Annotated in this window: 16 protein-coding genes; 10 read left to right on the forward strand and 6 right to left on the reverse strand. The window is 73.6% G+C overall.

The window, feature by feature from the left end; translation table 11 throughout:
• Positions 1 to 33 precede the first annotated feature (33 nt).
• The 5 genes from P696_RS0115410 (at position 34) to P696_RS0115430 (ending at position 5,118) form a co-directional block, all read left to right on the forward strand.
• Positions 34 to 1,008: an alpha/beta hydrolase gene (locus P696_RS0115410; RefSeq protein ID WP_026413044.1), complete on the forward strand. Its 975-nt coding sequence runs from the start codon at positions 34 to 36 to the stop codon at positions 1,006 to 1,008.
• A 111-nt stretch (positions 1,009 to 1,119) separates the two neighbouring features.
• Positions 1,120 to 2,076 (forward strand): alpha/beta hydrolase, encoded by a 957-nt coding sequence (locus tag P696_RS0115415; protein ID WP_026413045.1) that lies wholly within the window; start codon positions 1,120 to 1,122, stop codon positions 2,074 to 2,076.
• A 25-nt stretch (positions 2,077 to 2,101) separates the two neighbouring features.
• Complete coding sequence (locus P696_RS0115420; protein ID WP_026413046.1) at positions 2,102 to 2,839, forward strand: alpha/beta fold hydrolase; 738 nt, start codon at positions 2,102 to 2,104, stop codon at positions 2,837 to 2,839.
• Positions 2,836 to 3,546, forward strand: a complete 711-nt coding sequence (locus tag P696_RS0115425) for an alpha/beta fold hydrolase (protein ID WP_026413047.1) — start codon at positions 2,836 to 2,838, stop codon at positions 3,544 to 3,546. The genes P696_RS0115420 and P696_RS0115425 overlap by 4 nt, the downstream gene beginning before the upstream one ends.
• Before the next feature lie 336 nt (positions 3,547 to 3,882).
• A complete protein-coding gene (locus P696_RS0115430) occupies positions 3,883 to 5,118 on the forward strand; it encodes an MFS transporter (protein ID WP_026413048.1) in 1,236 nt (411 codons plus the stop codon).
• On the opposite strand, the gene P696_RS0115435 is transcribed toward P696_RS0115430, so the two are convergent.
• A complete protein-coding gene (locus P696_RS0115435; RefSeq protein WP_026413049.1) occupies positions 5,101 to 5,961 on the reverse strand; it encodes a LysR family transcriptional regulator in 861 nt (286 codons plus the stop codon). The genes P696_RS0115430 and P696_RS0115435 overlap by 18 nt on opposite strands.
• Positions 5,962 to 6,181: 220 nt before the next feature.
• Here P696_RS0115435 and P696_RS45720 point away from each other — a divergent pair, with 220 nt between their 5' ends.
• The 4 genes from P696_RS45720 to P696_RS0115455 all read left to right on the forward strand — a co-directional run bounded on the left by P696_RS45720 (position 6,182) and on the right by P696_RS0115455 (position 10,575).
• Positions 6,182 to 7,015: an MBL fold metallo-hydrolase gene (locus P696_RS45720; RefSeq protein ID WP_064744034.1), complete on the forward strand. Its 834-nt coding sequence runs from the start codon at positions 6,182 to 6,184 to the stop codon at positions 7,013 to 7,015.
• Positions 7,016 to 7,088: 73 nt separating this feature from the next.
• Positions 7,089 to 7,943 (forward strand): hypothetical protein, encoded by an 855-nt coding sequence (locus tag P696_RS0115445; RefSeq protein WP_026413050.1) that lies wholly within the window; start codon positions 7,089 to 7,091, stop codon positions 7,941 to 7,943.
• A 137-nt stretch (positions 7,944 to 8,080) separates the two neighbouring features.
• Positions 8,081 to 9,334, forward strand: a complete 1,254-nt coding sequence (locus P696_RS0115450; protein ID WP_026413051.1) for a glycosyltransferase — start codon at positions 8,081 to 8,083, stop codon at positions 9,332 to 9,334.
• A 119-nt stretch (positions 9,335 to 9,453) separates the two neighbouring features.
• Complete coding sequence (locus P696_RS0115455; RefSeq protein WP_084337558.1) at positions 9,454 to 10,575, forward strand: glycoside hydrolase family 5 protein; 1,122 nt, start codon at positions 9,454 to 9,456, stop codon at positions 10,573 to 10,575.
• 68 nt (positions 10,576 to 10,643) lie between these two features.
• On the opposite strand, the gene gad is transcribed toward P696_RS0115455, so the two are convergent.
• Positions 10,644 to 12,059 (reverse strand): glutamate decarboxylase, encoded by a 1,416-nt coding sequence (gene gad, locus P696_RS0115460; protein ID WP_026413053.1) that lies wholly within the window; start codon positions 12,057 to 12,059, stop codon positions 10,644 to 10,646.
• Positions 12,060 to 12,158: 99 nt separating this feature from the next.
• Positions 12,159 to 13,457, reverse strand: a complete 1,299-nt coding sequence (locus tag P696_RS45725) for a MalY/PatB family protein (protein ID WP_245627672.1) — start codon at positions 13,455 to 13,457, stop codon at positions 12,159 to 12,161.
• Between the two features lie 185 nt (positions 13,458 to 13,642).
• Here P696_RS45725 and P696_RS0115470 point away from each other — a divergent pair, with 185 nt between their 5' ends.
• The gene (locus P696_RS0115470; RefSeq protein WP_026413054.1) at positions 13,643 to 14,707 is read left to right on the forward strand and encodes a polyprenyl synthetase family protein; all 1,065 of its coding nucleotides are present in this window, start codon (positions 13,643 to 13,645) and stop codon (positions 14,705 to 14,707) included.
• A gap of 50 nt (positions 14,708 to 14,757) precedes the next feature.
• Here P696_RS0115470 and P696_RS0115475 read toward each other — a convergent pair whose 3' ends face one another.
• The 3 genes from P696_RS0115475 to P696_RS0115485 form a co-directional block, all read right to left on the reverse strand.
• Positions 14,758 to 15,690 carry an LLM class flavin-dependent oxidoreductase gene (locus tag P696_RS0115475; protein WP_026413055.1) on the reverse strand — a complete coding sequence of 311 codons (933 nt, stop codon included), beginning with the start codon at positions 15,688 to 15,690 and terminating at the stop codon, positions 14,758 to 14,760.
• A gap of 13 nt (positions 15,691 to 15,703) precedes the next feature.
• Positions 15,704 to 16,423, reverse strand: a complete 720-nt coding sequence (locus P696_RS0115480) for an alpha/beta fold hydrolase (protein WP_026413056.1) — start codon at positions 16,421 to 16,423, stop codon at positions 15,704 to 15,706.
• A gap of 131 nt (positions 16,424 to 16,554) precedes the next feature.
• Complete coding sequence (locus tag P696_RS0115485; RefSeq protein WP_026413057.1) at positions 16,555 to 19,212, reverse strand: bifunctional acetate--CoA ligase family protein/GNAT family N-acetyltransferase; 2,658 nt, start codon at positions 19,210 to 19,212, stop codon at positions 16,555 to 16,557.
• Between the last annotated feature and the right edge of the window lie 46 nt (positions 19,213 to 19,258).

Here is a 19,258-nt window from a genome sequence, read left to right on the forward strand (position 1 = left end):
TCGCTACGCTGTCCCCTGACGGAGGTGGGCGACGTGGACGCTCGGGACGCTGACGGGCACGAGCCGGTGGTGCTCGACCCCCTGGTCCAGCGGCTCGTGGACGCCGCCGCCGCCCCGCCGTACCTTCATCAGCTCGGCCCCCAGGACGGCCGCCAGGCCCTGGCCGAGGCGCAGGGGCACCACACCCTCCCGCCGGGGGTGCGCGCCGAGTTCAAGGTCGCGCCCGTCGGGCCGTCCGGGCTCACCGGGTTCTGGATCGTCCGCCCCGAGCGGGCGTCCGGGCCGCTGCCGACCGTGCTGTACGTCCACGGCGGCCGGTGGATGCTGGGCGACCTCCACACCCACGGCCAGATCATCGGCGGGCTCGCGCTCGACTCGGGCGCGGCGTTCGTCGTCCCCGAGTACACCCGCACTCCGGAGGCGCGGTACCCGATCGCGCTGGAGGAGTGCTACGCGCTGCTGCTCTGGGCGCTGGGCGAGGCCGCGGGCCTCGGCCTCGACCCGCACCGGGTCGCGGTCGCCGGGGACTGCGCGGGCGCCACGATCGCCGCCGCGCTCGCCCTGGTCACCAAGCAGCGTGGCGGTCCGCGGCTGCGCGGCCAGCTGCTGTACTACCCGCTCACCGACCCGAGCTGCTCCGGCGCGTCCCACCGGGAGTTCAGCGGCGACCCGCTCCTGCCGGGCGAGGCGGTCCGGTGGTACTGGCGGCAGTACAGCGACGACGAGCGGCAGCTCGCCGAGTCCTTCGCCGCGCCGCTCCGCGCCACCGGCGAGGAGCTCGCCGGACTGCCCGACACGATGATCATCTCGGCCGAGGCGGACGTCGCCCGCGACGACGGCGAGCAGTACGCCCGCAACCTGCGGAGCGCGGGCGTCGCCGTCACCGCCGTCCGCTACCTCGGCACCGTCCACGACTTCGCCTCGCTCACGGCTCTGCGCGACAGCCCGTCCACCCGCGCCGCGCTCCGCCAGGGCGGCGCCTTCCTCAAGGACGCCCTCTCCTTCTGAGCAGCCGCTTCGGCGGCCCGGGGCGTTGTGGCGATGACCGAGATGACTGAATCCCGGTAGGGCAGTCGACCGACTGATGTCCCATGGACGGCAGGCCGGGAAGCTGGACCCATGAGCGAATCACGACCTGTTCTCGAACCCGCCGCGCAGGAGTTCGTCGATGCCACCGCCAACCCGCCCTTCCTCTACGACCTGGGGCCCGTCGTGGGACGCACGACCGTCGACAGCGTCCAGGACGGCGACGTGCCCGTCCCGGACGCCGACGTCGTCGACCTCGCCATCCCGGGCGGCCCCACCGGGGAGGTCCGGGTGCGCGTCCTGCGTCCGGCGGGCAGCACGGGGACCCTCCCGGTCATCCTGTACGTCCACGGCGCGGGCTGGGTGTTCGGCAACGCCCACACGCACGACCGGCTCGTCCGCGAGCTCACCGTCCGCGCGAACGCCGCGACGGTCTTCGTCGAGTACAGCCTCTCCCCCGAGGTCAGGTACCCGACGGCGATCGAGGAGATCTACACCGCGCTGGAGTGGATCGTGGCGAGCGGCGCCGAGCACGGCCTCGACGCCTCCCGCGTCGCCGTCGCCGGGGACTCGGTCGGCGGCAACATGGCCGCGGCGACGACGCTGCTGGCCAAGCGGAACGGCGGCCCGTCCCTGGCCGCGCAGGTGCTGTTCTACCCGGTCACGAACGCGGCCTTCGACACCGGCTCCTACGAGCGGTTCGAGAAGGGCTACTTCCTGAGCCGCGAGGGCATGCGCTGGTTCTGGGACCAGTACACGACCGACCCGGCCGAGCGCGCCGAGATCACCGCGTCGCCGCTGCGCGCCTCCCTCGACGACCTCGCCGGGCTGCCGCCCGCGCTGGTCATCGTCGCCGAGGCCGACGTCCTGCGCGACGAGGGCGAGGCGTACGCCGCCCGGCTCCGCGAAGCCGGGGTGCCGGTCACGGCCGTCCGCTACCAGGGCATCATCCACGACTTCGTGATGCTCAACGCCCTGCGCGACACCCACGCCGCCAAGGCCGCCACCCGGCAGGCCGGCGAGTTCCTGCACGACGCCCTGCACGCCTGATCCCTTCTTCCACCGGAGGTTCCCCATGAACGGGTCCCCGCAGCCCACCGTCGTCCTGGTCCACGGGGCGTTCGCGGACGGCTCCAGCTTCGCGCGGCTCATCCCCGAGCTCCAGGCGGACGGCATTCCCGTCGTCGTGCCCGCCGTGCCCAACCGCAGCCTGACCGGCGACGCCGCGTACGTCGCGTCGCTCGTCCGCGGGATCGAGGGACCGGTCGTCCTGGTCGGGCACTCCTACGGCGGCGCGGTCATCACCGTCGCGGGCGTCGAGGAGAACGTCACGGCCCTGGTCTACCTGGCCGGGTACGCGCTGGAGGAGGGCGAGAGCCTGGGCGAGCTGCAGGGCGGCTTCCCCGACTCGGCGCTGGCGTCCGCGCTGGTGCAGAGGCCCTACCCGACCGGGAACGGCGACGAGACCGGCGTCGACGTCTACGTGGACCCCGAGCGGTTCCACGCCGTGTTCGCCGCCGACATCGACGAGGACCTCGCCCGGGTGCTCGCGGTGACCCAGCGTCCGCTGGCCGCCGCCGCGTTCGGCGAGCCCGCCCCGGCGGCCGCCTGGAAGACCAGGCCCGCCTTCGGCGTGGTCGCGGCGGCCGACCAGACCATCAACCCCGACGTCGAGCGGTTCGGCTACCGGCGCGCCGGCATCGAGACCGTGGAGCTCGACTCCTCGCACCTGGTGATGCTGTCGCGGCCCAAGGAGGTCGCCGCGCTGATCCGGGACGCCATCCGCGCCACCACCACGGAGGAATCCGCATGACCGGGCTCACCGCCGTCCTCGTCCACGGCGCGTTCGCCGACGCCTCCAGCTGGCGGCCCGTCGCCGAACGGCTGCGCGACGCGGGCACCCGGGTCCTGGCCGTCGCCAACCCGCTGCGCGGGCTCGCCCACGACGGCGTCTACGTCGCCTCGGTCGTCCGGCGGATCGACGGCCCGGTGGTGCTCGTCGGCCACTCCTACGGCGGCCCGGTCATCACGCACGCCTCGTCCACGGCGACCAACGTCGAGGGCCTGGTCTTCGTCGCCGCGTTCGGGCTGGACACCGGGATGAGCGCGCTGTCGTCGGTGGAGGGCTTCCCGGCGCCCGAACTGGCTTCGGCGCTGGTTCCGGGCGCGTACCCGGACGGTTCGGGCACCGCGACCGAGTTCACCATCGACGAGGCCCGGTTCTCCTCGGTGTTCTGCGCCGACCTGCCGTCCGACACGGCCGCGCTGATGGCCGCCTCGCAGCGTCCGGTCGCCGAGCGCGCGCTCGCCGAGCCGCTCGCCGTCGAGCCCGGCTGGAAGCGGCTGCCGTCCCGGTTCGTCGTGGCCGGGGCCGACCACGCGATCGACCCCGGCGCGCAGCGGGCCGCCGCCACCCGGGTGGGTGCCGAGACCGTGGAGTTGGCAGGGGCCTCCCACGCGGTCGCGCTGTCGCACCCGGAGGCGGTCGCCCGCGCGATCACCGCGGCCATGCTCGGCTGAAGCGGCCTCCTGTCGCCGGCCGGCCTCGGCCGACCGTCCCGCTGCGTCCGTCGTGGACGGACGGTCGGCCGAGTCCGCCGGCCCGCGTCCCGAACGCACCGAACCGGTGAGGGCGGCCCCGGAAGCGCTCCAACCCTCCGGGGCCGCCGCCGGACAAGCGGAAAAAAACCGCCTGCCTCGGAGCGCCCCGCCGTCGGCTTGGTCATCGCGATCAGAGATGACTGTCGTCGCCGATCATCGCCGTCAGGAGGGAAGCGATCCGGGGCTGCGGGCGCTCTCATGGGACGTGCGGCACGTCCGCCGCACGAACCGATCCGAGTTCCGCAGAAGGTGGCCATGACAATCCAGTCCAGTCCCGCGACCCCGACTCCGGGCGCGGACACGTCGAGCGACGCCCGTGGCGGCGTGCCGGGATGGCTGGTGGCGCTGCTGGCCTTCGCCACCGGCGCCACGGTCGCGAACCTCTACTACGCCCAGCCGCTGCTCTCCACCCTGGCCGGCGTCTTCCATGTGGGCACCGCCACGGCGGGCGCGCTCGTGACGGTCACCCAGGTCGGCTACGTCATCGGCATGCTGTTCCTGGTGCCGCTCGGCGACCGGTTCGAGAAGCGCGGGCTGGTGACGCTGCTGCTGGCCGTGACCAGCGCGGTCATGGCGGTCGCGGGCATGGCGACCGGGTTCCCGGTGCTGTTGCTCGCCTCCCTGGTCAGCGGCGCGACCTCGGTCGTCGCCCAGATCCTGGTGCCGTTCGCCGCGAGCCTGGCCCCCGACCACGCCCGCGGACGGATCGTCGGACGGGTGATGGCCGGGCTGCTCACCGGCATCCTGCTCTCCCGGACGATCAGCGCCCTGGTCGCCGACGCCGCCGGATGGCGGACGGTCTACGCCGGTTCGGCCGTCCTGACCGCGCTGCTGGCCGTCGCCCTGCGGCTGGCGCTGCCCGCGCACGCGCCGACGACCTCGCTCCCCTACCACCACGTGCTCCGCTCCACCGTGCGGCTGGTGCGCACGCACCCGGCGGTGCTGCGGCGCGGCCTGTACCAGGCGGCGATGTTCGGCGCGTTCAGCGCGTTCTGGACGACCGTCTCGTTCCTGCTGACCGGACCCCAATTCCACTACGGCTCCACCGGAGTCGGCCTGTTCGCGCTGGTCGGCGCGGCGGGCGCGGCCATCGCGCCGCTGGCGGGCCACTGGGCCGACCGCGGTCTGGGCCGTCCGGTGACCGGGGCGGCGCTGGCGGCCGGGGCGCTCGCCTCGCTGCTCGCCGGGCTCGGCTCACACCACATCGTCCTGCTCGCCCTCGCCGCCGTCCTGCTCGACGTGGCCGTGCAGACCACCCTCATCGTCGGCCAGCACGTCGTCTACCAGCTCGACGCCGCCGCCCGGGCCCGGCTGAACAGCGCCTTCATCGCGATCTTCTTCGCGGGTGGCGCTCTCGGCTCGCAGCTCGGCTCGGTCGTCTACCGCGCGGCCGGATGGACCGCCGTCGCCGCGTTCGGCGCGGCCCTGCCGCTGCTCGCGCTGCTCTACTGGACGACCGAGCGCCGGACGGCCTCACGTGAGGTGGCGTAGCAGCGCCGCCACCGCCGGAGCCGGATCCCCGCCGGGACGCACCACCGCGACGTCCCAGCGGGGCGCACGGCCGGCGAACCGGCGCAGCGCCAGTCCGGGGAACCGGGCGGCGATCGACTCCGGCATCACGCAGACACCCAGGTCATGCTGGACGAGCTCGGCGGCGGCCACGATGTCGTTCACCTCGAACACCGGGGCGCGCTCGACCGCGGCCGCGCGGAACGACCGGTCCACCGCCGCCCGGATCGCCCAGCCGGGCGCGAAGTCCACGAAGGGCATCCCGGCCGCCTCCGCGAACGTGACCGTGTCGTCCCGTTCGAAGACGCGGCCGGGCGCGGCGGCCAGGATCATCTCCTCGCGCGCGAGCGAGCGGACCTCCAGGCCGCGCCGCTGCTGGCGGTCGAACGCCACGACCGCGACGTCCACCGAACCATCGCGCAGGGCCGTCCGGATGTCGGCGACCGCGGCCTGACGCAACCGGACGGTCAACCCGGGATGCTCGGCGCGCAGCTCCGCCAGCGCCCGGCCGAGACCGAGCCAGACGCCCTGCATCGTCCCGACCGTCAGCACGCCTCGCAGGTGTCCCCGCGCCTCGTCCGCCGCCGCCCGCGCCGACTCCACCGCCCGCAGCGCATGGCGTGCGGCGGGCACGAACGCCGCACCGGCGCTCGTCAGGGTGACCCGGTGCGTCGTCCGCTCGAAGAGCCGGACGCCGAGCTCCTTCTCCAGGGCCCGGACGGTCCCGGACACCGCGGACTGCACGACGTTCAACCGCCGCGCGGCGGCCGTGAACCCGCCCTCCTCGGCCACCGCGACGACGACCTCCATCTGCCGCAGTTCCATCCCGCCCCCACCCGTCGAACGCCCTTCCCCTGATCATCTCAGGGGCTCCTCCAGAGGCCCGGCCGAGCCGGGCCTCTGGACGCAGGACCCTCGGGGCGGCTCCTCCGGGCTTTCCGCCACCCCCGCTTCACCACTCAGGGTCATGATCTATATACGTTATGTAGTGAAATGGGGACAGGGGGTCACGGGGCGGCGGAGGGCATAAGGGGAGGGACCATCCATGGAGCTGCAGTTCATCGGTACGGGGTCGATCGTCAGTGACCGGCTGAGTTCGTCGGCGCTGGTCGATGAGGCGATCCTGATCGACACGCCCAACGGGTCGATGAAGGCGATGCGCCGCTACGGGCTGAAGCCGGAGGCCGTCGACGTCTGCCTCATCACCCACTTCCACGCCGACCACTTCTTCGACATCGTCTTCCTGTTCCTGGAACAGGGACTGCTCCGGCAGCGCGGGACGGATCTGGTGTTGATCGGCCCCCTCGGGTTCGAGGAGCGCGTCCAGCGGCTGTTCGAGCTGGCCTATCCGGGGAGCTGGGAGCACATCCGGCCCAGGACCCGTCCGTCCTTCGTCGAGATCGGCGACAACGGCGGTGAGTGGGAGGGCCTCGCGGGCGGACGCCACTACCAGGTCAAGGCGCGGCCGGTGCAGCACACCGTCCCCACCCTGGGCTACCGCGTCACCGACGACCGGGGCACCACCCTGGGCTGCACCGGCGACACCGCCTACTGCCCGGCCGTCGAGGAACTGGCCTCGACCAGCTCGACCCTGATCGCCGACACCACCTTCCCCACCGAGGCCAAGGCCGGGCACATGAGCCTGCGGGAGGTCGAGGCGCTCGCCGGACGCCATCCCGACCTGCACATCCTGTCCACCCACATCAGCGACGACGTCCCGGCCCCGACCCGTCCCAACGTGGCCTTCCCCGCCGACGGCCAGCGGTTCACCCTCGACTCCCACACCCTGACCGCGCACGACCCGCGGGCCTCGGACGGCGCCGACGCCGACGCCGGCAAGCCACTGACGAAGAACCTGTCGCACTGGCGCTTCAGCTGAGTTCGGGCGGGACGCTGAGGACGGCCCGCCGAGTCGAGATCGTGACCCGGGGCCGAGCACTAGGCTCCCGGCCATGTCGCACCCTTGGCATCGGTCCTTCCGCATTCCCGCCACCTTCACCGCCCTGGCCGAGTTCGTCATGGACGGTCTGGATCCCGGCGATCCGGACGTGTGGCGTTACGCCTCGTGGATGGACCACGGCGGCTCGCTGTTCTGCGGCGATCTCGAACCGGCCCTGCTCGGCATGCCGGGGAGCGGTGACGTCCCCGAACAGTTCTGCGGGGAGCTGGCGTACCACTTCCAGCCGCTCGAGATCCTCCCCTTCTGCTGGAACGGCGGGGACGCGCTGCACTACGGATGGGCCGTCCTCGCTCCCGAACTCGACGCCGACGATCACCCCTGCGTGTCCTTCGCACCCGTGGACGACCGGGCGTGGTGGCTCGGCGACACCACCAAGCAGGCCCTGGAGAACCTGCTCGTCGGGACGGTCGCAGGGGCGCGGGAACGTCCCTCCCCGGCCGAGGAGCCGCTCTGGGCGGAGGTGTGCGACGCCCTCGGTCTCCGCCCTGACCTGGAGTCGACGGAGATCACGCCGGGGGCGCGTTCGAAGCGGGACCTTCGGCCGGAGGTGCCGCCGGGGTGGCGGTACGAGCCGTCCGGGGACGGTATCGGCGTCCTCGCGGAGGCGTCGGCGTTCGCCCCCTCCTCCGTGCCCGTCGACAAGCCGTGGGATCAGGACGAATACCTGCCGTGGGCGCGCGCGTTCCTCGACGAGGGATATCCGGGGTCGGCGTTGTGCGTTCTGAAGTCGCTTTCGTCCCACAGTCGCGCGAGCGTGGAGTTGATGCGCGAGGCGTACCGGCGGCTGGGCCGCGATCTGCATGTCGAACGCGCCGACCTCTGGCTGAGCCTCCATCCGTCCGACTGACGCGCCAGGGCGCGGCGCGGGCTTTCGGTGGGTGGTGCTCATGCTTTCGAGTCCGGGCGGGAACCACTCTGATCAGGGACTTCGTGAACGGCCCGATGCCGAGTCGGGAGCCGGGAGCCCGATCAGGAGGCCGTCCGTTGAGCACGCGCGCCGGGGGAACCGACCCGCTGAACGTCGTCTGGATCACCGCCAGCTTCCCCCCGGAGGTCAGCGGCGTCTCGCTGGGGAACGTGGAGCGGGCCCACTGGTTCGCCGGACGGAAGGACGTGCGCCTGTCCCTGCTCGTCCCCGAGGCCCCCGAAACGCGCGACGGACTGGCGGAGACCGTCGGCGACGCCCCTTCGACCGGGGAGGGCACGGGCGGCCTGGAGGTGCTCACCTATGCCGCCAAGCGGTGGCCGCCCTATCCGATGATGCTCGTCCCACGGCGTTCGGCGCTCGGGCAGATCGACGCGGCGCTGGGGAGGATCGCGCCGGACCTGGTGGTCGTCACCAACCCCGAACGCTGCTTCATGTTCGCCTCGTGGGGGATGCCGGGCCGCGAGCACGCGCGGCGGCACGGCGTCCCCTATGTGGCCCAGTACCAGAGCGACTACTACAACTTCGCCCTGAGTTATCCGCTTCTGCGCTACCTGCGGGTGCCGGTTCTCCGGCCCGTCATGCGCGTCCTGTACCGGAACTTCGACGCCGCCATCTGCGCGACCCCGCACGCGGCGGCCACCCTGCGGGACTTCACCGACATCCCGATCGAGCAGGTCCCCTTCGTGGGGGTCGACCTCGACGCCTTCAGCCCGGACCGCGCCGACCCGGCCGTCCTCACCAGGCTGGCGCCCTACTACGACGGGCGCGGCCAGCGCGTCCTCTACCTGGGACGACTCGCCCGCGAGAAGCGCGTCGACCTCATCATCGACGCCTTCCTCAGGCTGAACGCGGCCCCCGGCGGCGAGGACCTCTCGCTCTTCGTCGCGGGTGAGGGTCCCGCCGACGTCACCGCGCAGATCGCGCGACTCTCCGCCGCGTCCCCCCGGATCCACATGGTCGGTTTCGTCCGGGGCGCCGACCGCAGCGCGCTCTTCGCGTCCTGCGACGCGTTCTGCACGGCGTCCCCGTTCGAGACGCTCGGACGGGCCGTCGTGGAGGCGATGGCCTCGGGGACGCCGGTGGTCGTCCCCTCCAGCGGGGGCATCACCAACGTCCTGGCGGACGGACGCAACGCCTACCTCTTCCCGCCCGGCGACCGCGTCGGGCTCGTCGACGCCCTGGGCAGGGCGCTCGCCGACAAGGAGGACGTGACCGCCGCGGCCCGCGCCGACGCCGCGGAGTTCACCACCGAGAACGGCTGCATGCGCCTCCTCGCCTGTTACCGGCGCCTCGCCGGACACGACCGCTGAGGGCGCTCCGGAACGGGCAACGGTCGGGTAACGATGCCGCCGGTCCCGCCGCGCGCCGCGCGCCGAGTCCGAATGATCTTCTGCGCCAGCACCAAGATCGCTTGAACGGACACGGATCCATGCGACGACTCCCCTGGGTGCTCACCACCGTCACCCTCTCCATCGCCGCCGCGGGCTGCGGCTCCTCCCCGGGACACAAGGGCGCCCTGTCGGGCGCCGCGTCCGGCGAGGGAACGGCCGCCGCGAGCCTCGGCAAGCTGCACTCCACCGCGAGCAGCGCGTTCGTCCGCGCGGACGGCAAGGCCCTGCGTTTCAACGGGCCGAACGTCCAGCCGGTCTGGGACGCCGGGAACACCTCCACGTGGGGCCAGGCGACGTACACCTCCATCAAGGCCAAGGGCTTCACCGGCGTGCGGCTCGTCCTGTTCTGGGATGACTTCGAGCCACGCAAGGGCGCCTGGAACGAGACGGCGTTCACGACCCTCTCCACCGCGCTCTCGCGGGCCAAGGCCGCTGGGCTGTACGTCGTGCTCGACTGCGTCCACCTGTACGGCCAGCCGGAGGGGCAGGGACGCGTCCCGTCCTGGGCGCGCAAGGCCGACGGCATGGGCGCGGTGGCGGCCAACGGGCTGCGCTTCCTCCAGCAGCTAGCGACCCGTTACGGCTCCAACCCCGCCCTCGCGGCGTACGACCCGGTGAACGAGCCCTACCGGTGGCCGGTGAACCACAGGACCGTCCTGGCCGACTACACCAAGATCGTCAACGCGATCCGGGCCAGGGACGCCAGGACCAGCATCGCCATCGAGCCGACCTACGGCGACGCCAAGGTCCCGGTCAGCGCGTGGACCTCGTTCAAGCCCGCCAAGCGCACCAACCTCATGTGGTCGGTGCACGACTACTACACCGGCAACGCCGGGCAGGGCTTCGACGGACACGGCATCGGCGTCTCCCCCAACGCCTCGGACGGCAGGACCGGATACAAGGCCGCCAACAAGGCCAACCTCGCCAAGCACCTCCAGGTCCACATCGACATGGCCAAGCAGGTCAAGCTGCCGATCTGGATCGGCGAGTTCGGCATCGGCGCGAGCGCCACCGGCCACGACCAGTTCATCAAGGACAAGGTCGCGCTCTACAAGTCCAAGGGCCTGAGCTACTCCTGGTGGGAGTACTCCGACGACGGCACCTTCTCCATGCTGACCCCCACCAACTCCTGGAAGCCCTGGACCACCCTCATCCCCTGACCCCGCACTCCCAACCCCCCAGCCGGAGCCGTCCGTCCCGAGGAGGTGTCCGAGCGGCCCGCTGCGGGTCAGTGGTGGAAGGACGGGTGGGTGGGGGCTCCGGTGGGGCCGGTGGAGAGGCGTTGCAGGCAGCGTTTCATGTCCTCGATCAGCAGGGAGGCCTCGTCGCGGCCGATGCCGTGGCGGACCAGGACGCGCTGGACGACGGTGTCGTCGCGGTCGGCGGGGAGGGGGTAGGACGGGACCTGCCAGCCTCGGACGCGCAGTTGCTCGGTCAGGTCGTACAGGGTGAAGCCGGTGTGGTCGGGTTTGAGTGTGTAGGAGACGGCGGGGAGGGCGCCGCGGCCGTCGTAGAGGAGGTCGAAGGGGCCGAGGGCGGAGATCTGCTCGCCGAGCCAGCGGGCGGTGGCGGCGCAGGCCTCCTGGACGCGGCGGTAGCCCTCGCGGCCCAGGCGCTGGAACAGGTAGTACTGGGCGACGACCTCGCCGCCGGGGCGGGAGAAGTTCAGGGCGAAGGTCGGCATGCTGCCACCCAGGTAGTCCACGGAGAAGACGAGGTCGTCGGGCAGGTGCTCGGCGTCGCGCCAGACCACCCAGCCCACGCCGAGCGGCGCGAGGCCGTACTTGTGGCCGGACGCGTTGATCGACACGACGCGGCCCACCCGGAAGTCCCACTCCAGGCCGGGATGCAGGAACGGGGCGACGAAGCCGCCGCTGGCGGCGTCGACGTGGACGGGGACGTCCAGGCCGGTCGCGTCCTGGATGCGGTCGAGCTCGGCGGAGATCTCGGCGACGGGCTCGTAGTCGCAGGTGAAGGTGACGCCGAGGATGGCGACGACCCCGATGGTGTTCTCGTCGACGTGGTCGGCGAGCTGGTGCGGGCGCAGGCCGGTCGCGTCCTTCTCCAGGGGGACCTTGCGGAGCTCGACGTCGAAGTAGCGGGCGAACTTCTCCCAGCAGACCTGGATCGGCCCGCACACCAGGTTCGGCCGGTCGGCGGGCTTCCCCTCGCGCTCGCGGCGCTGCCGCCAGCGCCACTTCATCGCCAGGCCGCCGAGCATCGCCGCCTCGCTGGACCCGGTGGTGGAGCAGCCGATCGTGGTCGCCTCGGCGGGCGAGTTCCACAGGTCGGCCAGGATCCGGACGCAGCGGGCCTCGATCTCGGCGGTCTGCGGGTACTCGTCCTTGTCGATCATGTTCTTGGCGACGCAGTCGTCCATCAGGCGGCGGACCTCGTCCTCCGACCAGGTGGTGCAGAACGTCGCCAGGTTCTGGGACGCGTTGCCGTCCAGCTGCAGCTCGGCGCGGACCATCTCGAAGACGGCGCGCGGGTCGGTGATCCGCTCGGGCATCCGCCCCCGGGACAGCACGCCGTCGGACGACGGCTCGGCGAACAGGTCGTCCCAGGGGGTCGGCGCGTCCCGCCAGACGCCTGTGCCCGCTTTGACCTCGGTCGTGCCCTTCGCACTCCTGTGCAGCGCCACGCCGTCCTCCCGGCTCGAAGAAGCCCTCCAGGGAGGACGTTCCGGCGATGCGGTATCGCTAAAGCCCGGAGAGGTTCGCGGTTCGGTGAACTGCGGCGCTCAGGACGTCCGGGGCGCGAGGTCGCGGACGGTGGCCGCCATGCGCCGGACGGCCTCGGTGAGCAGGTCGGGACGCGTGGCGAAGTTGAAGCGGACGAAGCCCCGCCCGACCTGGTCGGGGTCGCCCTCGGGGGCGAATCTCGGGCCCGGCGTGAGGCCGACCCTGCCGTGGTCGAGGAAGAGCCGGGCGGGGTCCCCCGGCAGGCGCAGGGGGCGGCAGTCGATCCAGGTGAGGTAGCCCGCCTGGGGCAGGTGGTGCCGGGCGGCGGGCAGGTGCTCGTCGAGGAGCGCGGCGAGCAGGCGCCGGTTGCCGTCGAGGGCGGGGAGCAGCCCGTCCAGCCAGGGCTCGGCGTGGGCGAAGGCGGCCTCGGCGGCCAGGACCCCGAGGAGCCCGGCGCCCACCTCCACCTCGTCGTGGATCGCGGCGCCGACCGCCCGGGCGTCCGGGCCGGGGACGACCAGGGCGGCCTTCAGCCCGGCCAGGTTCCACGCCTTGGACGCCGAGTGGAGCGCGACCGAGCTCGCGGCGGCGGGGCTGTCGAGCGAGGGGAAGGGGACGTGCCGGGCCCCGGCGTGGACGAGCGGCGCGTGGATCTCGTCGCTGATCACCTGGACGCCGTGGCGGGTGGCGAGGTCGGCGACCGCCGTGAGGTCCTCCTCCGGGAACGCGACGCCCGTCGGGTTGTGGGGGTTGCACAGCAGGAAGGCGCGGACGCCCGAGGCGAAGTCGCGTTCCAGCCGGTCGAGGTCGAGGCGGTGTCCGTGGTCGCCGGCGGCCAGCGGGCTCGTGACGACGCGGCGTCCGATCCGGGGCAGCCAGGAGTAGTACGGCGGGTACCCCGGCGAGTGGAACAGGACGCGGTCGCCGGGCTCGGTGACGACCCGCAGGACCTCCGCGATCCCGACCATCACGTCCGGCACGAGCCGCATGGAGGCCGGGTCCGGCCGCCAGCCGAAGCGGCGGGCCGCGAAGTCGGCGAAGGTCTCGGGCAGGCGTCCGGTGGTGGCGTAGCCGGTGTCGCCCCGGGCGACCGCGCGGGCCAGCGCTTCGGCGACGGGCGCGGCGGGCGGGGTGTCGGTCTCGGCGATGTGCATCGGCAGGACGTCCGGCGGGAACTCGCGCCACTTGATGCTGTGGCGGGTCCTGAGCTCGTCGAGCGAGTAGGCCGTCAGCGGGGACGCCGCCGGGGTGTGAGGTGTCGCGGCCGAGGTGTGCCCGGAGGGTGCCGGGGTGTGCTCGGACGCGGCCGGGGTGCGCGGGGGCGGCGGCGGGACGGGCGGCATGGCGGGCCTTTCCACGAAGGGACAGGGTTCGCAATTGCCACCATTTCACCCCTCGGGGCGTCCGGCCCGGGACGGCGCGGGCCGATCGGACGACGGAAAAGATCACTGGCAAAACGTTCCCGCGCGAGGGGCAAAAGCGGACGGGGCGCGCGCGGCGTTCGGCGAGACTGCGGGGCGACGTCCGTCCGTGAGGAGTCCGCATGTCCGCCAGCGTTTCGAGTCCTCTCCCCCACGCGCCGTCCGCCCGGCCGTTGCTGGAGCGGTCCCGGGCGCTGGTCGAACCCGGGTACCGGGGAGCGGTGGACCTGCTGCCGTCGCCGGTCCGCCGGGTGATCGGGTACCACGCGGGATGGTGGGACGTCGACGGGCGCGCCGCCGACGGCGGGGGCAAGGCGATCCGCCCGGCGCTGGTGCTGGCCGCCGCGTCCGCCCTCGGGACGGAGCCGTCGGAGGCGGCGGTGACGGCGGCGGGGGTCGCGGTCGAGATGGTCCACGACTTCTCGCTGCTGCACGACGACGTCATGGACCGGGACATGACGCGGCGGCACCGTCCGGCGGCCTGGACGGTGTTCGGGACGGGTCAGGCGATCGTCGCCGGGGACCTGCTACTGGCGACGGCGCTGGGCCACCTGCCCGGTCCCGCGGCCGGTGCCGTCCCGGCCCCGTTCGCGCGGGACGCCCGTGCCGTCCTGTCGGACGCCGTGGTCCGCCTGTGCGCCGGGCAGTCCCTGGACCTGCGGTTCGAGCGGCGCGCCCGGGTGACGCTGGACGAGTGCCTGAGGATGTCGGACGGCAAGACCGCCGCGCTGCTGGAGGCGTCCTGCCGCCTGGGCGCGCTGGCGGGCGGGGCCGACCCGCAGGCGGCGTCGTCCCTGGCGGCCTTCGGGCGCCACCTCGGCATCGCCTTCCAGCTGAAGGACGACCTGCTCGGCATCTGGGGCGACCCGGCCGTCACCGGGAAGCCCGCCGGGTCCGACCTGTCGTCCCGCAAGAAGAGCCTCCCGGTGGTCGCGGCCCTGCACTCGAAGAACACCGCCGCCGGTGAGCTGGCCGAGCTCTTCTCGGCGCCCGCCGAGCTGAGCGAGGGCGAGGTGGCCCGGGCCGCCCAGCTCGTCGAGCAGGCGGGCGGCCGCGCCTGGGCCGAGCTGGAGGCGCGCCGCCGCCTGACCGCCGCCTTCACCGCCCTCGACCACGCCGCGATCCCGGCCGAGCACCAGTCCGAACTCCGCGCCCTGGCCTCACTTCTCGCCGCCCGCGACCGCTGACCGTCCGCCCTTCTCGACAGGTGTCCCGGGCGATCCCTGGTCGCTCTCTCTCACACGTCGAGCAGCGGCAGGACGCGGGCGGCGAACCGGTCCAGGGCCGCCTGGTGGTCGTCGGCCGCCAGGCGGATGACGAGGTGCCGGGCTCCTGCCGCGATGTACCGGTTCAGCCAGGCGGCGGCGTCCGCCGGAGGACCGGCGCACATGGCCTGGATCTTCTCCACCACCTCCAGCGGGGCGTTGTAGTAGCGCTCGATGCTCGTGCGCAGGAGTTCGCGCGCGTGCCGCGGATCGTCGTCCAGGCAGAGGGTCGCGTACAGGGCCGCGGTGACCGGACGGGACGCCAGCCGGTGGACGTCGGCCCGCTCGCGGGCGTAGTCGGCGACGTCGGGCGGATAGGGCAGCCAGCCGTCCCCCAGGCGGGCCACCCGCTGAAGGGAGGGCCCGCCGCCTCCCGCCAGCCAGATCGGCGGCCCTCCCGGACGGGCCGGAGCGGGCACGAGGGTGACGTCGCGGAAGTCGAAGTGGCGGCCGGTGAACGACACGTCCTTCCCGCTCCACAGCCGCCGCATCACCTCGATCGACTCCTCGAGGCGGCTGAAGCGGGTCCGGAAGGGGACGCCGACCGCGGCGAACTGCGCCTCGGTCGCGGGAGTCGGGAAGCCCGCGCCCATCCCGACGACCAGCCGTCCGCCCGCGAGCCGGTCCAGCGTGGCGAGCTGGTGCGCCACCAGGATCGGATGCCGGAGCGTGGGCAGCATCATCGCGGTGCCGAGCGTGAGCCGCGGCGCGGCCACGGCGACGGCGGCCAGCAGGAGGAGCGGGTCGGCGCGTGGCCGCGTGAGGGGACTGTCCCCGGCCCAGACGGAGTCGAGCCCGAGGGCCTCGGCCTGCCGGGCGCGCTCGATCAGCGGGGCCAGGTCGTCGTCGCCGCCCGCGGCCCGGTCGCGGGTCGGCAAAAGGTATCCGATCTTCACCTCGGCCATGTCGCACCTCTCCTCACGGGGTCTCGCTCACGGGGGCGGGACGGGATCCGGACGCGTCCCGCAGCAGGATGTCCGCCAGGGCGTCCGGCGCGGTGACCATGGCGTCGTGGCCGACGTCCAGGGTCGTGCCCGCCCAGCCGTGCTCCTCGGCGAACCGGACGAACGGCATCGGGCCGCCGGGCGTGCAGAGCACCGCGTGGCACGGGATCGCGTCGACGGCCCCGGACAGCCGGGTCGGCTCGGAGAACGTTCGCCGTGGGTGGGGCGTCATCCTGGACTCCAGCCACGCGACCTGGTCCGGCTCCGTCACGCCGATGCTGGCCGCGGGGGCGACCGGGACCAGGCCGTCGACGGTGACCGAGTCGACCCAGTCGCGGAAGAAGGCGGGGGCCAGGTCGTCCAGCGACTCCCCGTCCCGGCCCACCCAGGCGTCGACCAGGGTGAGGCGGGAGACGCGTTCCGGCGCGCGGTCGGCGGCCTCGCGCACGACGAGACCGGCGTAGCTGTGCCCGACGAGCACGACGTCCCGGAGGTCCTCGTACTTCAGCAGGCCGAGGAGGTCGTCCACGTGCGTGCGTAGACCGATCCCGGGCCCCGCCAGGTGGGCGCGCTCACCGAGGCCGGTCAGTGTCGGGGTGTGGACCTCGTGCCCGGCCTCCCGCAGTCGCGCGGCCACGCGGTTCCAGCACCAGCCGCCGTGCCAGGCTCCGTGAACCAGTACGTACGTCGTCATCGCATGCCCTCGTTCGTGGCGAACGGCCTCACCACCGGCGAGCACGGGCTTGCCGGTGGTGTGGCCTTCGGAAAGATCGTTCAGGAGCGTACATACAGACGGCATGTATGTAAATGGGGCCCCCGGCGGGGTCAGCGGAGGCGGCGCAGGTAGGGGTCCCAGACGCGGTTCGGCGCGAGGCGGACGCGCGCGTCGACGGCCACGACCCCGTCCGGACGGACGATCACGGGGTTGAGGTCGAGTTCGGCGATCTCCGGGTGGTCGGCCACGAGGCGGGAGAGCCGGAGCAGGGCGTCGCGCAGCGCCGGAAGGTCTCCGGCGGGCCGGGCGGCGTGCCCCGCCAGGACGGCCGAGACGCGCGTCCCGGCGGCCAGGTCGGCCGCCTCCCCCTCGGTGAGGGGCGCCAGTCGGGCCGCGCGGTCGGCCAGGGCCTCGGTGTCGACGCCCCCGGCCCCGAAGATCACGACGGGGCCGAAGACGTCGTCCTGGACGGCGCCGCACAGCACCTCGACGCCCTCCTCCGCCATCGGCTGCACGATCACCCCGCGGAGCCGGTCCCCGAAGCGGGCGGCCAGCCCCCGGTAGGCGTCGCGGACGGCGTCGGCCCCTCGCAGGTCGAGCCGCAGCGCACCGGCCGCGGTCTTGTGCACGACGCCCTCGACGTCCGCCTTGAGGACGACGGAGCCGCCGAGTACGGAGCCGCCGAGCTCGGACGCCGCGGCGACCGCCTCCCGCTCGGTGCGGACCACCCGCCACGGAACGACGGGCAGCCCGTAGGACTCCAGGAGTTCGAACGTCGGGACGGGTGGCAGCCAGCCGCCGTCCGGCGTGTCCTTCAGGAAGCCGCCGATGAGGGCCGCCGCGTCCCCGGTGCGCAGGCCCGGCAGTTCGGGCGGCAGGCCGGGATCCCGGTCGCGGCGTCGCGTGTAGGACCAGGCGTGCGCCAGCGCGCGGGCGGCGTTCTCGGGGTAGGCGTAGACGGGCACGCCCCGGTCCGAGACGAGCACGCTCTCGGGCTGGCCGAGGACGACGGCGGCGACCGGCTTGGCGGAACCGGCGAGGGCGCGCGTCAGGTCGGCCAGGGCGGTCGGCGCCACGACGGCGATGACGGCGTCCACCGACGGGTCCGCGGCGACCAGGTCGATCGCCTTCTGGAAGTCCTCGGGGGCGACGGCCGCGGTGGTGTCCACGGGATCGGTCACCGCGGCTTCCGCCGGAAGCGTCTCGGCTAGCGCGCGCCGGGTCGCCGGCTCGAGGTCGGGGACCGTCAGGCCGACGTCGGTGCAGGCGTCGGCGGCGAGGACGCCCGCGCCTCCGGCGTTGGACACCACCGCGACGCGGGGTCCGGCCGGTGGCGTCTGGGTCGCCAGCATCGCGGCGGCGTCCACGAGTTCGCCCAGGTCGTCGGTCGCCACGATGCCCGCCTGCTCGAACAGCGCGCGGCGGGTGGCCTCCGGTGTGGCGGCGGCGGCCGTGTGCGACGCCGCAGCCCTGGTCCCGGGCGCCGACCGGCCCGCGAGGACGGTCAGCAACGGCATCCGCGCGGCGACCCGGCGCGCCGTGCGGGCGAACTTGCGGGGGTTGCCGAAGGACTCCACGTGCAGCAGGCCCAGGCGCGTCGTCTGGTCCGACTCCCACCACATGAGCATGTCGTTGGCGCTGACGTCGTACTTGTCCCCCAGGGACGCGAAGGACGACACGCCGATGCGCAGGCGGGAGAGGTGGTCGATCAGGGCGATCCCGACGCCGCCCGACTGCACCGCGACCCCGGCCGTCCCTCCGGCGGGACGGCGGGCCGCGAAGGTCGCGTCCAGCGCGCCGCCCGTGTCGGCCACGCCCAGGCAGTTGGGGCCGACCAGCCGCATACCGTGCTCGCGGCAGATCGCCAGCAGTTCACTCCCCTGCGGTCCGCTCAGTCCGGAGGTGATCGCGACGATGGCCCGGACCCCGGCCGCCCCGCATTCGGCCGCCACGCCGGTCACCGCGTCCGCGGGGACGGCCACGACGGCCAGGTCGACCGGTTCGGGCAGGTCGGAGAGGGCGCCCACGCACGGCACCCCGTACAGGTGCGTCCCGTCCGCGTGCGGGTTGACCGCGTGCAGCGGTCCGGTGAAGCCGCCGGCCCTGATGCCGCGCAGCAGTGCCGCCCCGACCGTCCCGGGCCGCCGGCTCACGCCGATGACCGCGACCGCCCGGGGCCTGAACAGCGGCATCAGGCTGGCCACGTCCGCGCCGCGTTCGCGCTCGGCCACCACGTCCAGGTAGTGCTCGTCGGGCACCAGCGGCATCGTGATCTCGACGACGCCCGCCGAGGCGCGGCGCCTGACGGGCATCCCGGCGTCGGCGAAGACCCGCAGCATCGCGCCGTTCTCCTCGAGGGTGTCGGCGCGGAACGCCACGACCCCGTTCTCCCGGGCCAGCGAACCGAGGTGCTCCAGCAGCAGGGTGCCCACGCCGCGGTGGTGCATCCGGTCGGCGACGGCCATCGCGATCTCCGCCTCGTCGGGAAGGTCGGACGGCTCGTACTCCGCGACGCCGACGAGCTCGCCGCGCAGGAACGCCCCGAGCGCCGCGTGCCCGGAGCCGCCCGGACGGCAGATCCGGTCGCCGATCTCCCCCGCCATGGCCCGGTTCACCCCGAAGAAGCGCCGGTAGAGGCTCTCGTCGCCGAGTCCGCGGTGCAGCGCGCGGACCGCCTCGCGGTCGGTCTCGCCGAGCCGCCTGATCTCGATCTGGGAACCGTCGGTGAGCAACGCGTACACCCGGCCGCCGGACGTCTTCGCTCTCATACGTCCAGCCTCCGGCCCGGGGCGTCCGCGGGTCAGCCCCCGAAGG

This window comes from Actinomadura oligospora ATCC 43269, assembly GCF_000518265.1.
Classification (GTDB): Bacteria; Actinomycetota; Actinomycetes; order Streptosporangiales; family Streptosporangiaceae; genus Spirillospora; species Spirillospora oligospora.